This is a genomic window from Paraliomyxa miuraensis (genome assembly GCF_026337845.1).
GTDB classification, from domain to species: domain Bacteria; phylum Myxococcota_A; class Polyangia; order Nannocystales; family Nannocystaceae; genus Paraliomyxa; species Paraliomyxa miuraensis.
On the sequence record NZ_JAOVZF010000141.1, the window covers coordinates 153,583 to 166,786 of the forward strand.

14 protein-coding genes are annotated in these 13,204 nt (G+C 68.3%); 8 read left to right on the top strand and 6 right to left on the bottom strand.

Annotated elements, in window-relative coordinates; all coding sequences use genetic code 11:
* The first annotated feature begins 11 nt into the window (after positions 1–11).
* The 8 genes from OEB96_RS09340 to OEB96_RS09375 all read left to right on the top strand — a co-directional run bounded on the left by OEB96_RS09340 (position 12) and on the right by OEB96_RS09375 (position 6,422).
* Positions 12–854: a receptor L domain-containing protein gene (locus OEB96_RS09340; protein ID WP_266215159.1), complete on the top strand. Its 843-nt coding sequence runs from the start codon at positions 12–14 to the stop codon at positions 852–854.
* Positions 855–980: 126 nt separating this feature from the next.
* Positions 981–2,264 carry a vWA domain-containing protein gene (locus tag OEB96_RS09345; protein WP_266215160.1) on the top strand — a complete coding sequence of 428 codons (1,284 nt, stop codon included), beginning with the start codon at positions 981–983 and terminating at the stop codon, positions 2,262–2,264.
* Positions 2,261–3,154, top strand: coding sequence for a receptor L domain-containing protein (locus OEB96_RS09350; RefSeq protein WP_266215161.1), 894 nt, complete (start codon positions 2,261–2,263; stop codon positions 3,152–3,154). The genes OEB96_RS09345 and OEB96_RS09350 overlap by 4 nt, the downstream gene beginning before the upstream one ends.
* Before the next feature lie 33 nt (positions 3,155–3,187).
* Positions 3,188–3,634: a group I truncated hemoglobin gene (locus OEB96_RS09355; protein ID WP_266215163.1), complete on the top strand. Its 447-nt coding sequence runs from the start codon at positions 3,188–3,190 to the stop codon at positions 3,632–3,634.
* A 99-nt stretch (positions 3,635–3,733) separates the two neighbouring features.
* Positions 3,734–4,606, top strand: a complete 873-nt coding sequence (locus OEB96_RS09360; protein ID WP_266215164.1) for a hypothetical protein — start codon at positions 3,734–3,736, stop codon at positions 4,604–4,606.
* Position 4,607: 1 nt separating this feature from the next.
* A complete protein-coding gene (locus OEB96_RS09365) occupies positions 4,608–5,222 on the top strand; it encodes a hypothetical protein (protein ID WP_266215165.1) in 615 nt (204 codons plus the stop codon).
* A 128-nt stretch (positions 5,223–5,350) separates the two neighbouring features.
* The gene (locus OEB96_RS09370; protein ID WP_266215166.1) at positions 5,351–6,004 is read left to right on the top strand and encodes a hypothetical protein; all 654 of its coding nucleotides are present in this window, start codon (positions 5,351–5,353) and stop codon (positions 6,002–6,004) included.
* 73 nt (positions 6,005–6,077) lie between these two features.
* Positions 6,078–6,422, top strand: a complete 345-nt coding sequence (locus tag OEB96_RS09375) for a hypothetical protein (protein ID WP_266215167.1) — start codon at positions 6,078–6,080, stop codon at positions 6,420–6,422.
* Positions 6,423–6,444: 22 nt separating this feature from the next.
* Here OEB96_RS09375 and OEB96_RS09380 read toward each other — a convergent pair whose 3' ends face one another.
* The 6 genes from OEB96_RS09380 to OEB96_RS09405 all read right to left on the bottom strand — a co-directional run bounded on the left by OEB96_RS09380 (position 6,445) and on the right by OEB96_RS09405 (position 13,065).
* Entirely contained in the window at positions 6,445–8,004 is a 1,560-nt protein-coding gene (locus OEB96_RS09380) for an AAA-like domain-containing protein (RefSeq protein ID WP_266215168.1), read from the bottom strand.
* A gap of 74 nt (positions 8,005–8,078) precedes the next feature.
* Positions 8,079–8,561, bottom strand: coding sequence for a hypothetical protein (locus tag OEB96_RS09385; protein ID WP_266215169.1), 483 nt, complete (start codon positions 8,559–8,561; stop codon positions 8,079–8,081).
* A gap of 280 nt (positions 8,562–8,841) precedes the next feature.
* Positions 8,842–9,720 carry a hypothetical protein gene (locus OEB96_RS09390; RefSeq protein ID WP_266215170.1) on the bottom strand — a complete coding sequence of 293 codons (879 nt, stop codon included), beginning with the start codon at positions 9,718–9,720 and terminating at the stop codon, positions 8,842–8,844.
* A 14-nt stretch (positions 9,721–9,734) separates the two neighbouring features.
* The gene (locus tag OEB96_RS09395) at positions 9,735–10,349 is read right to left on the bottom strand and encodes an RHS repeat-associated core domain-containing protein (protein WP_266215171.1); all 615 of its coding nucleotides are present in this window, start codon (positions 10,347–10,349) and stop codon (positions 9,735–9,737) included.
* Positions 10,343–11,413, bottom strand: coding sequence for an RHS repeat domain-containing protein (locus tag OEB96_RS09400; RefSeq protein ID WP_266215172.1), 1,071 nt, complete (start codon positions 11,411–11,413; stop codon positions 10,343–10,345). Before OEB96_RS09400 ends, OEB96_RS09395 begins: the two co-directional genes overlap by 7 nt.
* Before the next feature lie 65 nt (positions 11,414–11,478).
* Positions 11,479–13,065, bottom strand: coding sequence for a hypothetical protein (locus tag OEB96_RS09405; protein WP_266215173.1), 1,587 nt, complete (start codon positions 13,063–13,065; stop codon positions 11,479–11,481).
* Positions 13,066–13,204 lie beyond the last annotated feature (139 nt).

Sequence of the window (13,204 nt, forward strand, 5' to 3'; positions counted from 1 at the left end):
TGTCGCGAACGATGGATCTCCTCGAGCGTTGCTCTTCCTCCATGGTGCTGGCGTTGCTGCTGGGCGCGTGCACGATCGACGACCCCGACGCAGCTGGCGACACCGCTGGCGACACCGATCCCGCCACCACCACCGGATCGGTCGACGGCACTGCAACCACCACCGAGACGAGCACCACCAGCGTCTCGAGCACGGTGGACGAGTCCGGAGGCGCCGACACCTCGGCGCTCCACACCTGCGAGGAGCCACAGCCGCTGCCCCCCGCGCCCGTCGACTGCAGCGGAGCCGACGGGGTCATCGATCACGACGTCTACGTCGAGCCGCAGTCGGGCCATCCGGCCGAGGCGCTCGAGGGGGTCGTTCGCGTCGAGGGCTCGATCTACGTCAACCGCACGGACCTCACCAACCTCGACTTCATGGCGTGCGTGCAGGAGGTCACCGGCAGCATCACCATCTATGACAACGACCAGCTCACCAACGTCGACGGCCTGTGGAGCGTGACCACGCTGGGGGCGGACTTCGTGTTCAGCGAGAACGGCAGCCTGGCCGACTTCGACGGGCTGCCCAACGTGGTCGAGATCCCGGGGGCGCTGGTGATCAAGAACAACGACGGCATGCAGTCCCTCAGCGGCCTGCATCAGCTCGAGGCGGTCGGCGACCTCTACGTCCAGAGCAACCCGGCGCTGCGGGACATCGACGGTCTGGGAGGTCTGCAGGTGGTCGGCGGCATGTTCGCGGTCACCAACAACGCCAGCCTGTGTCTCAGCAGCGTCAATTGCGTGGGCCTGGGCATCATCGATCCCGCCGAGCCCCGTGAGGAGTGGAGCGCTCGGGCCAACGACGAGGGCTGCTGAGCCCGAATTCGGCCGAGCCGCGCCCGAGAACGACGTCGGGAGGACGGCGTGCAATCGCCCCGCGACGTCGACGACGCTCGTCGGCCGGCGGTCCTCCGGACACGGCCATTGAGGTACGCTCGGACCATGCAGGATTCCGTCGTTCCCCCCTCGAGGCTCTGGCCGCTCCTGCTCGTGGCGCTGGCCCTGGGCTGCTCCAAGAACACGATCGAGCTCGAGACCGACGAGAGCACCGACGGCTCCGGCTCCAGCACCGGCTCCACCACCAACGCCACCTCGCCCCCGACCTCGACGACCTTCCCCACCGACCCGGACAGCGGCAGCAGCACCGACACCGGTCCCGCGCCCACCGAGCGCGCGGTCGACATCCTGTTCGTCGTCGACAACTCGGGCTCGATGGGCGAGGAGCAGGGCATGCTCTCGAACGGCGTCGCGACGCTGGTGAACGTGCTCGACGCCATCACCCCGCCGATCGACTACCGCGTGGCCGTGACCACCACCGACAACGGCAACCCCTGGTGTCAGGGCACGGGCCCGGAGGCGGGCAAGTTCGTGGCCACCAGCTGCCTGAGCCGCCCCACGTCGTTCGTGTTCAACGGCGCCATGACGATCGACGCCTTCGACGAGGCCTGCGGCAACATCTGCACGATCCCCGACCTGGGCCTGACCGAGCCCTGGATCGACGTCCAGCGCTCCACGGGCACCACCAACGTGCCCGGCGACGCCGTGCTCGAGGCGATGCAGTGCATGCTCCCCCAGGGGATCGACGGCTGCGGCTTCGAGCAGCCGCTCGAGTCGATGTGGAAGGCGATCCGGCGCACCGAGACCAACGGCGAGAGCGAGTACGGCTTCCATCGACCGGGCGCCCTGCTCGCGGTGGTGCTCGTCACCGACGAGGCCGACTGCTCCTACAACGCCGCGCACGAGACCATCTTCTTGCCCGAGGGCAACCGGGTGTTCTGGTCCGATCCCGATGCAGCGGCCCCCACCTCGGCCGTGTGCTGGAACGCCGGCGTGACGTGCAGCGGCGGCTCGTGCACGGCCACCAACCTCGACGAGGACGGCAACGAGGTGCCCGCCGCCAACGCCGACGACGATGCGGTGCTCCAACCGATCCATCGCTACGCCGACCAGCTGCAGGCGACGGGCGCGTTCATCATGGGCATCAACGGGGTGAACTCCGACGGCTCGGTGACCTATCAGGAGTCGCTGATGGATCCTCAGTTCCAGAGCGACTTCGGCATCGGGCCCGGCTGCGAGAGCTCGGCCGGGCGCGCGGTGCCCCCCGTCCGCGCTCACGAGATCATCGGGGCGATCAGCGGGCCGGGCAACGAGTACTCGATCTGCAGCGGGGACTTCTCGATCCCCATGGAGGGGCTCGCCGAGGCGATCCTCGATCGGCTGCCATGAACACGAGCAAGATCATCTCCACCCTGGCGCTCGGGGCCCTGCTCGGCTGCAGTGATCCGGCGCTGCCTCCGGCCGACGCGGGAGGCACGGACCCGGGCACCACCACCGAGGGCGCGACCGGGGCCACGAGCACGGGCTCGAGCACGGGCTCGGCCGACGGGGTCGACGAGACCGCGTCGAGCTCGGGGAACGCCAGCGACTCGGGCCAGGAGGAGGACTGCCTCACGCCCAAGCCGATCCCTCCGCCCCCGGTGGACTGCAGCGGGGCCGACTTCGTGGTCAACACCCACGTGAACATCGAAGGAGACGGCCTGGGCGACGACCCCGTGCTCCTGGCCAGCGTGCGCCGCATCGAGGGCTCGCTCCGCATCAACGGCACGTCCCTGACCAACCTCGACTTCATGGCCTGCGTGCAGGAGGTCACCGGCGACATCACGATCTTCGACAACGACCAGCTCACCAACGTCGACGGGCTGTGGAGCTTGTCGTCGATCGGCACCGACGTCATCTTCTCCGGGAACGACGCGCTGGAGATCTTCGACGGTCTGCCGAACCTCGAGCGGATCCCCGGCAGCCTCGTCATTCGCGACAACGCCTCGCTCCAGAGCATCCGCGGGTTCCAGAGCTTCGTGGGCCTCGAGGGCTACACCTTCACCAACGAGGACGGCACGGAGGAGTTCGCCGGTGGCAACTTGACGATCCAGCTCAACCCGGTGCTCGAGGACATCGATGGCCTGGGCGGGCTCTTGGTGGTCAACGGGGTGTTCGCCGTCACCAACAATCCCGAGCTATGTTGCAGCAGCATCGCGTGCGTCGGCGAGGGCATCGTGCAGCCGGCCGAGCCGCCCCCGTCATGGGGAGACACGTGCGGGCTCCGTCCGAACTGCTGAGCGCGCCGAGGCATGATCTCCGAGCGCTCCCCCATGCCCCTCGACGACATGACCCCCGAAGCTCCGCTTCCGCCCCTTCCCCCCGAGGAGGAGCTCTCGGCCCTCGCCAAGACCTTCTACGACAAGGTCTACGCGCACCCGTGGATCGGCCGGTTCTTCCGTCACGTCGACCAGGCGCGGCAGGAGGTCAAGCTGGTGCGCTTCTTGCTGCTGTCGTGGGGCGACGCCTCGTTCGGCTCCTACCAGGGCCAGTACCTGCGCGAGGAGCACGCCAACCTGTACATCACCGACGAGCTGTTCGACCTGCGGCAGGCACTCTTCGCCGAGACCCTGCGCGAGCACGGCCACGGCGGGGCGCTGGTGGGAGCCTTCCTCGCGTTCAACGAGCGCTGGCGCTCCTTCGTGGTCAAGCGCTCGGTGCAGGAGTGCGAGCCCACGTACCCGGGCGAGGAGATCGTGGTGGTCCCGCGGCCCGCCTGAAGACCGCGGTTCCGGCCGTGGACGCCGCTACCGGGGGCCTACGGCCGTTTCGTGCCCTGCTCCGCCCAGGAGCAAGCGCCCCTGCTAGCATCCGGGCCCATGATCGGACCAGTCGGACCCGTCGGACCAGGCCGCTTCCCGTCCCTGCTGCTCATCCTCTCGCTCTCGCTGGCGGGTGCCTGCGACTCGGGACCCAAGGACACCACGCCCGCCAAGGCCGAGAGCAAGGCGTCCGATGCCAAGGCCCCCGATGCCAAGGAACTCGCCAATCCCCACGAGGGCAACCCGCACGCTGGCATGCCGCCGGCCGGCAACCCGCACGCCGGCAACCCTCACGCCGGCATGCCGCCGATGATGGGCGCTCCCCAGGCGCCCAAGGGTCCGCCGCGCGACGTGACGCCCTCGGGCGAGGTCGTCGCCGAGACCCTGCCCGGCTTGTCGTTCGCGGTGCCCAAGGAGTGGGAGAAGGGCACGCCCTCCAATGCCATGCGGCTTGCCCAGTACGTGCTGCCCGGGCCCGGTGGTGACGGCGAGCTGGTGGTGTTCCGCTTTCCCGGGGGCGCCGGTGGGATCGAGCAGAACCTCACGCGCTGGAAGGGCCAGTTCCAGCCGCCCGAGGGCAAGACCATCGACGACGTCTCGACCACCAAGACCCTCGAGGCCGGCGAGCTCAAGACCACCCTGGTCGACGTGACCGGCACCTACGTGGCCGCCATGTCGCCGGGCGCCGAGGAGAAGCACGACGACGCCGACCAGCGCATGGTGGCCGCGATCGTCGAGGGCTCGGGCGATCCGTTCTACTTCAAGGCCGTGGGCCCCAAGGCCACCATGGACGTGTGGACCGGGGCGTTCGACGCCCTCGTGGCCAGCTTCGCCAAGGTCGGTGCCGCTCCGGGTGGAGGCGCACCGCCGCCGGCCGACGACGCCAAGGCCGACGATGCCAAGGCCGATGCCAAGGCCGGTGGAGGCTGACATGCACGCGTCCCCGCGGCGTGGTGCGGCCGTCGTCCTGCTGTTGCTCGCGGCCTGTGCCGAGGATCGCCAGCCGCCCTCCGATGACACCACCAGCGGGGGCTCGACCACGGGCGAGGCCGGGAGCACCACCGGCCAGCCCATGCCCGACCTGCCCGCGGGGGACGAGAGCACCGGCCCGAGCTGGCCGCTGCCCACCGACGACGACCTGCTCACCTGCGTGCGGACCTGCGAGCTGCCGAGCGACTGCTGCCCGCCCGGGAGCGAGGGCCAGTGCCCCGGCGGCACCTATCCTCACAACTACTCCTGCGTCGACGGGCTGTGCATCTTTCCCCCGTGCCTGGCCGACACCGACTGCCTCGGCGAGGGCGAGCAGTGCCTGCTGGTGCGTGGCTACCCGAGCTGCGTGCTGCCCTGCGATGGCGACGATGCGCCGTGCATGGCCATCGAGTCGCACCTGACCTGCTCGGGCACCACCGACGAGGGGCAGAGCTACTGCTTGGAGCACTGCGGCACCGCCGGGGTGTTCTGCGGCAACCAGACCTGCGATCAGCGGACCGGCGAGTGCGTGTGCGCCGACGCGGGGCAGTGCATCGCCACCTGGGACTGCGTGTAGCGGCCGTCGTCCGCGACGGCTCCAGCGGCGACGGCTCCCGAGCGGGCTCACCTCGTGGTGTGAGAGTCCTCTGCTCGGCGTTCGAAGGCCGGGTGCAACCTTCGTGGCATGGTCCGTCCCCCGTGCAGATGACCCGCTCCATCCTCCTCTCCCTCCTCTCCACCGCCCTGCTCCTCTCCGGCTGCGACAAGAAGGACGCGGCCGCCGACGGCAAGGCCGCCGACGACAAGGCCAAGAAGGACGACAAGGCCGACGCCAAGGCCGACGTGAAGGCCGAGACCAAGGAGGAGCCCGAGCCCGAGACCAAGGAGGAGCCCAAGCCCGAGGAGGTCAAGGCGCCCGAGCTCGAGCCGCTGGCGCTCGAGACCTGGGGGGTCACCATGTCGGCGCCCAAGGGGGCCAAGCTCGGCGAGTTCGAGGACGGCGAGGGCATCACGGCCGACACCGTCGACATCGACGCCGAGGAAGGCTGCGGGGTGGAGATCGAGCTCTACCGCCACCGCAAGAGCAAGGACGGGGTGGCCGAGATGTTCAAGAACGCCACCGGTCCGTCGGGCAACAAGGACGACCAGTTCCCGATCAAGGAGTCGGACGACAACGGCTACCGCGTCAAGCACTCGTGGGTCATCCCCCTGGGCGACACGATGTGGTCGGTGGAGGTGGGCAAGGTGCTCGGCGATCACCTCTACCTGTGCGGCGCCGGCACCCTGATGGGCGTGGAGGAGAAGGCCGCCGAGTGTGCGCTCGCGGCCTGCGAGACGCTGGCGCTCACCGGGGGGTGAAGTCGAGCGTCACCGGCCGGGCGACGGCGTGCTCGGCCGTGTAATGGCGTGGGATGGCTGGCGTTGGATGGGGATGCGCCAGCCGATCCTCTGTGTCCTGCTCGCGTCGATCGCCTGTGGTCCCATCGTCACCGACGTGGCCGATGGCTCCGGCACCACCACGGCGGGAGGGCACGAGGAGCAGGAGTGCCTGCCGTGTGCGCAGGAGGTCTGCGACGCCGAGCTCGAGGCCTGCCGCAACGATGCGGAGTGCTCGTGCATCGCCGAGTGCGTCGACGAGTGGGACGGGCCCGTGGAGGACGACCCCTTCTTCGTGTGTGCCGACTTCTGCGGCAAGCTCGAGCTTCCGCAGTGGCGGGAGCTCTCGGAGTGCGCCAGCGAGATGTGCGGGATGTGTCCGGCGATGCAGGGGAGCTGACGGCTCGCTTCTCGACCGCGCTTCAGCATCCGACGATCCGCACCGCCTTGCCCTGGTGTTCCACCTCCCGCACGAACAGCTTCTCCGCCCAGCTCGGTCCCTTGCGCAGGTCGAACATCACCAGCCATCCCTCGCCAAGCCCGAGCCCGTCGAGGTACCGCGTCACCTGGTCGAGCGCGTCGGCCTCGGTCTCCGTGTCGCGCCGCAGCTTGACCTCGATCGCGTGCTGCTGCCCTTGCCACTCGATCCGCAGATCGAGCGCCCCCCGCCCGAGCCCGTACTCCCGCTCGACCCTCCCGCCGCCGTTGATCACCCGCTGCAGGAACGCCATCAGCATCAGGTGCGGGCCGGACTCCCGGTAGCCGAAGCCCTCGGCGGCCAGGTGCCCGTCCTTGCGCCAGAACGTCTGCCAGCCCGTCATCAGCTTGGGCACGTCGAGCGAGCCGTCCTCGCGCACGTACCACGTGGTGGGGTGGGCGATCTGGAGCTGCTGGCCATGGGTCAGCGCGCGCGGGAGCACTTCACGGTAGATCGGATTGGCGATCTCGAGCTGCCCCTGATGCCTGCGCACGAGCCCGAGCCCCATCACATAGGCGAGATCGTCGTCGAGCACATCGCCCGTGACGCGGTCGCCCGCGAGCATCGGGTCGAGGATCCTCCGCACCCGCGGCTCGCGGAGCCGAGCCACCAGCGAGTCGATGTGCGAGCGCCGCTCGACGATGATCGTCTCCTTGGCCGCCTCGACGTGCGCGGCCGTGATCGGCACCGTGCGATCGGGGACGTCTCGGCGCACGATCTGCTCGGCGAGCGCATTGGTCAGCCAGGGGTGTCCCTGCCCCAGCGCATGGAGCCGTGCGACCGCCTCGGGCTCGAAGCGCTGTCCCGTGGCCTCGGTGTGCTGCGCCAGGAGCTCCCCCACCTCGGCCTCGGTGAATGCGGCGAGGGTCAGCGCCTCGGCGGTGATGTTGAACGGCGAGGTGGTGCCCAGCCACGCCACCGCCGCCCGATCCTCCTCCCGAAGCACGTAGTCCCGCACCTGCCGCTGGCCCACCAGCACCACGCTCGCGGGAAACGGCACGTCGGCTCGCTCGATGTACCCCTGCCGCAGCTGGGTGAGGAACGAAACCATCGCCCGGCCCACCAGGCCATCGGCTTCGTCGAAGAGCATCACCAGCGGCTGTGGAGCCAGCGCGGCCAGCCGGCCGAGGAACACGAGCAGCGCCGAGTCCGGCACGGCGAGCATGGCGTCGAGCTCGGCCCGGTCGGGGCGCGGGAGCTCCGGCATGCGCAGCGAGAGCATGCGATCGAGGTGGGTGAGCACCACCGTCATCACGCGCGCCACATCGTCCTGCTCGCGCGCCAGCTCCAGATCGAGCCACACCGCGCACCAATGACCCGTGGCGTTGAGGTGACGCTCGAGCCAGCGCAGGCTCGTCGTCTTGCCCGTCTGCCGCCCCGCGTGGAGGGTGAACAACAGGTGCTCGTCGATGAGCTCGAGCACCCGCCCCAGCCGGCGCTCGGGGGGCAGCATGTAGTGCCGCCCCGGGATGCACGGGCCGGCGATGTTGAACGAGGGCCGCACCCGTGCACCCTAGCGTGCACGGCGGGGCGGGGGAAGAGACCGCGCCGGACCACCCGGCTTCCCTGGATTGGTCACTAGGCAACGTGCAGCGGCCCACGGGCGTACAGGCTCATCCACGCCGCTACCGCGTCCGGGGCCACGTCGCCAGTCGTTGGATCGACGAGCGCGGGGCCACCGGAATCCAGGAGACGTTGCGCTGCCCCCCAACGTCGCCACCGCCGTGCATGCGTGAGACCGGCGACGATCCCGGCGATGGAGTCGGCCTCATCGGCGGACGCGACCAACGAGCGCTGGGCGGCAGCGACGGCTTCGCAATCGCCCCAGCCGCATCGGTTCGCCGCGGCGAGGTCATCCGAGGCGAAGGCAAGCTCCCGATCGATGAGATCCGGACCACCGAGCTCGCGGAGGTGCCTGGCGGCATGCACTCGCCGCCACCGGCGGTCGGCGCTCAGCTCTTGGCTTATCTGCTCGAGCGGCAGGAAGCTCGGGCTCCCCACGGCCGCCCACCACTCCCGGAAGATCTCCTCCCGCTCTTCGAGCGATTCGGCATTCCACACCGCGTCGACGACGTCCGGCGGTGCGTCGGAGCACAGGTCGCGAACGACGAAATCGCCGACGCAGTACCCGTAGAGGTTCTCGTCGCCGCCGTTGAAGAGGTTGAAAGCCCGGGTTGGTGTCGATCACCACGACGCCCCAGGCGTCGTAGTCGAGCGGCTGGCGGCTTCGACGATGATCATGCTGGTGCCGAGTCCGGTGGTGCACTCGCTGATGCACCGGGAGCAGTCAGGGCGGGGGACCTCTCGAGTCGCCGTCCGACGATGAGTGTCCGTCGTCGAGTCATTCGGACGCGGTGAGGGCTTTGAGGACCAATTCCCGCACGGGTTCGTTCTCGTCGGGGGGCAGCTCTCGAAGTAGCAATCCCATGAGGTACAGGACTCGCCCGTTGCCTTCGGCGTGCGCCCGTCGGGCCTTAGTGATGTACTCACTGGCAGCCTCGAAGTCGCCTGAGGCCACGAGTGCCACGCCAACGGTTGCCAGGTTGAATGCGGTAAAGTCATCGAACAGCCCCGGAACCGGCGTACTGAGCTGTTCTTCCAACTCGTTCCAGAAGCGCGAGGCTCGTTCCGAGTCATTGCATGCCAATGCGAGAGACCGGCAGAGCAGGTGGGTCGAGATGGAAGGAAGTCCATCGACCCACTTCTCCAGCGCGTGCTCGCATGATCGGAACGCGGAGCCAATGTCCTCGTCGATCTGGGCGATGCCCTGCACCAACTCCGCATGGGCACCGCAGTGCTCATCGTGAAACGCGAAGGCCATCCACCATGCGGCGTGTCGCCAGCGGCGCTTGGAAACGTACGCTCGCCCTACCGTATAGGGAACCTCGGCCAGGGGTATCGCTCCGATCTCCCGGGCTCGGCCGGTCGGAATCACGTCCGCTATCTCTGTGACTCGACCGAAGGGATCGCGGTCACGCAGCGTGCTCGCAACGCACAACTCGAGCGCATCGATACCTGGCCCGTCGTACTGGTTCCGGTAGGAAGCGACGGTGGGGTCCGGTGACTGCAGTCGCTCGCTGATAGTTGCGTGCAATGAATTGAAATCGCCAGATTCGATTCCTACGATTCTCGCGAGCGCTTCAAGCGCGTGGAGGGGCCAGCCTTGCAGCGGGATCTCCTCCTCGCAACAACGAACACAGAATCGGATGCTCGCATTCATTCGCTTGCTTTCCCTCACAAAGGTAACAGTTCTGCTGGATAGTCGGGACAGCCATCCGGACCTGGAAACTCACGATGGAAGATCGCCCTCTCCCCGGCGCTGCATCGGTAAAAACACTCGTTATTGAAGCTCAAGAGTCTCCTGCAGTTCCACTGTGGTGGGGACCGGTACGGATCGAACGTCATCGGGATCGGCACCGCACGCGGCTGAGGCTGGCAAACGTTGTCCCGGGCCCTGTCCAAGACTTCCTTCCAGTCGATCGGCCTCCAGGACGGGAAGAGGCACGTGCCCGATTGAATGCACGCGAGCGCGGCGCCCAACCCCAGGGCGCCGGCGATGTTGGCCGCGGCATTGGCGACCGCGGCCACGCACGCCGGGTTGGCTGCGCAGGCGGCCGCGACTGCCACTGGGTTGTTCCCCGTCGGGTCGATGTAGTTGACCGGATCGCCGACGCAGTACCCGTAGAGGTTCTCGTCGCCGCCGTTGAAGAGGATCGGGTCCTTGGAGGTCCATCGGCCGACGTGGGGATCGTAGTCCCGTGCTCCGAAGCGTAGCAGGCCGGTGTCGGGATCATACAGGCCGCCCGCGAAGCCGAACGGTTGAAAGCCCGGGCTGGTGTCGGTCACCACGAGGCCCAGACGTCGTAGTCGAGCCGTTGGGCGATGGCGCCAGTGTCGGCGTCGACGACCAGACGGACCGAGCCGAGGTGGTCGGTGATGAGCCGGTAGGTCGTGCTGCCCACCACCATGAAATCCGGGACGTGGCCGCTCGAGCCGTACACGAAGCGGCTGACAACGGCGCCCTCGTCGTCGATCTCGGCGACGATGTTCAGGGCGTCGCCGTACAGCCACGCGCGGTCGAAGACCTCGTCGACGAGCCTGCCGACACGGCGGCCGCGAGCGTCGATGACGTACTCGATGAGGGTCGTGTCCGGGAGTTCGACCGAGCGCAGGTTGCCGAGCGCGTCGTAGACGAATTGGGTGACGTCGCTGGTGCCGGTGTCCGTGACGAACTCGAGTTCGCCGTTCTCGTTGTACTCGTAGTCGAGGTCACCGTGGCTCAGCAAGCGGTCTTGCTCGTCGTAGGTGGCGGTGGTGGTGCCGCCGGGGGTCGTGACCGACGTGCGGTTGCCGTTCTCGTCGTAGACATAGGTAGCGATGAGAGTCGAGTTCTCGGTCACGGTTTCGAGCCGGCCGGCATCGTCGTAGGTGTACTCGAGCGTGCGGGAGACGCTGTTGACGGTCTCGTCGATCTCGACGATCCGACCCAGGGCATCGCGGGGGCCGTAGGTCGCATCGAAGAGCGTCGTCGAGTCGACCGTGGTCGTCGTCGTGTCCAACCCGCCGAACTGGTCGTAGGTCAGCGCGGTCGCGGCGTCGACGACGTCGATGTCCGTGAGCAGGCCCGTGCCCGAGTCGTAGGCGAGTGTCGCGGCGCCGACCGACAGGAGCAGGCCATCATCGTCGTAGGTGAAGCTCGCCGAGTTGCTCCCGTTGACCGTCTGCGTGACGACCCGGAAGTCGTCATCGTAGGTCCAGGCCACCACGCCCGCGACATCACCGCTCAGGGTCTCGGAGGTGCGGAGGAATCCGTCGTAGGTGTATTCGAGCGCGCCACCGTCGGGGTCCGTGATCTCGTCGACTCGGCCGGCGCTGTCGTAGGACAGGACGTAGTTGCCGCGAGCGGTGGTCATAGTGTCGAGGCGGCCGGTGATGGTGCCGTAGGCCAGCGCGATCGTCTGTGCATCGGGCCGGGTGATCAGATCGATCTCGTGGTCGTCGGTGTAGGAATAGTCCGTTGCGGGGGCCGAGACGCCGGTGACGACCGGCGGCTCGTAAGAGGCCAGGCGATCCGTCGTGTCGTAGGCGAAGTCGTGCGCTTCCTCGTTGGGTGGGGTGAGCGTTGCCAGGTCCCGTTGGCGTCGTAGCTGTAGGTGACCACCTCGAGGTCGGGGCGGGTCAGGATCTCCAGGCGGCCGGCCAAGTCGTGCTGGAACCCGTGTGTCCGGTTTGCGGGGTCGAGGATCTCTTCCAAGAAGCCGTTGGAGTCGTAGGACAGGCTCGCAACTCGCGCGGCCCCTCCCGTGCCCTGCGTGACCTCGTCGACACGACCGGTGGCGTCGTAGTCGAAGTCCATGGTGGCCAGGCTGGCGACCTCGACCGTATCGACGGCGCCGAGTGTGGTGAGCGTCGTGACGACCTCGCGACCCTCGGGCGAGGTCATCGTGATCTCGGACGTCGAAGCATCGTACGCCCAGGTCCACGTATTGCCGTTGACGGTCTGGGTCTCCGTCAGCGCGGTCAGGCTCAGCGGATCGCCCTCCGTCGCCAGCGTCACGGTGCGACTCCTCATCGTCACCCGCTCGAGCGAGCTCGGGGTCGTGACGGTTTCGGACGCCCTGACCGGGGCCTGCATGCCGAAGCGGGGGTCGCCGACCTCCGCGGAGACGACCACGGTACCGTCGGCGTGGGTCATCGTCGTCACGCCGTCGGGGCCGATCACCCGGATGATCTCGGTGCCGTCCGGACGGATGTTGGTGCGCGTCTGCGCCCCGAACGCGTCGTGTTCCACTCGGAAGGTCATCTCGCGGCCGAGCTCGGTCGTCAGCGTGACTTCGTAGTCCCGAGGCCCGAGTTCCTCGCGTGCGAACGCCTTGCTCCCACCCTCGGGATCTTCCGCGAGGATCAGCCGGCCGGCCGTGTCGTAGGTGTAGTCGTACTGGTGATCCAGCGGCGTGCGGCGCCAGTCGAGCTGCCCGTCCGCGGTGTAGTGGAACTCGTGCGTCTCCCCCTCGGGGTTGGTGATCGCCTCGAGGTACCCGCCCATGCCGATCGTCAGCGACGTCTCCACGCCGTCGGGCGAGACGATCGCCTCGGCGACTCCGTTGCCGTCTCGTTCGATCACGGTGTCGCGACCGTAGGCGTCGGTCATCGAGATCAAACGGCCCTCGGTGTCATACGCGAAGGTCCACAGCGTCGTCCCCGTGAGCGCGTCGAGCGTTCCTTCGTGCCGGCCCTCGGCGGAAAAGACGTACAGCTCGCGGTGGTCGGTGCTCGCGACGATGACGTCGTCGTCCGCCCAACCCATGCCGGCCGAGGACACTCGACGGATGCGCTGGTACGTCGAGGAATCAGAGCTGCCGCCCGCGACGTACAAGGCGCCGTCATTGCCGATAGCGATACCCCATGGACGCCGGATGCAGCCGCGCCCGGCCGGGCCATCGTCGCCGATCTCGGTGCAGCTGCCTCCCATGCCGGCGAACGTGCGGATCTGGCCCCCGGCGTCGATGAAGCGAATCCGGTGCCCCGAGCCGGGATGCGAAGCACTGCCCGAGAAGTCCGACACGTAGACCCGACCGTCGGCGGAAACCTCGACGTCGCGCGCCTGCCAAAATTGCGCGTCTAGGCCTAAAACAAGCGCTTGCGGTAGGCAGTCCGCCCGCTCACGACGCCGGGCTGCTGAGCGCGTGAGTCCCCTTCCGAAG

Coding starts and splice junctions, on each gene's coding strand:
- OEB96_RS09340 (WP_266215159.1), top strand. CDS start 12: ATGGATCTCCTCGAGCGTTGCTCTTCCTCCATGGTGCTGGCGTTGCTG.
- OEB96_RS09345 (WP_266215160.1), top strand. CDS start 981: ATGCAGGATTCCGTCGTTCCCCCCTCGAGGCTCTGGCCGCTCCTGCTC.
- OEB96_RS09350 (WP_266215161.1), top strand. CDS start 2,261: ATGAACACGAGCAAGATCATCTCCACCCTGGCGCTCGGGGCCCTGCTC.
- OEB96_RS09355 (WP_266215163.1), top strand. CDS start 3,188: ATGCCCCTCGACGACATGACCCCCGAAGCTCCGCTTCCGCCCCTTCCC.
- OEB96_RS09360 (WP_266215164.1), top strand. CDS start 3,734: ATGATCGGACCAGTCGGACCCGTCGGACCAGGCCGCTTCCCGTCCCTG.
- OEB96_RS09365 (WP_266215165.1), top strand. CDS start 4,608: ATGCACGCGTCCCCGCGGCGTGGTGCGGCCGTCGTCCTGCTGTTGCTC.
- OEB96_RS09370 (WP_266215166.1), top strand. CDS start 5,351: ATGACCCGCTCCATCCTCCTCTCCCTCCTCTCCACCGCCCTGCTCCTC.
- OEB96_RS09375 (WP_266215167.1), top strand. CDS start 6,078: ATGCGCCAGCCGATCCTCTGTGTCCTGCTCGCGTCGATCGCCTGTGGT.
- OEB96_RS09390 (WP_266215170.1), bottom strand. CDS start 9,720: ATGAATGCGAGCATCCGATTCTGTGTTCGTTGTTGCGAGGAGGAGATC.
- OEB96_RS09400 (WP_266215172.1), bottom strand. CDS start 11,413: ATGACCACCGCTCGCGGCAACTACGTCCTGTCCTACGACAGCGCCGGC.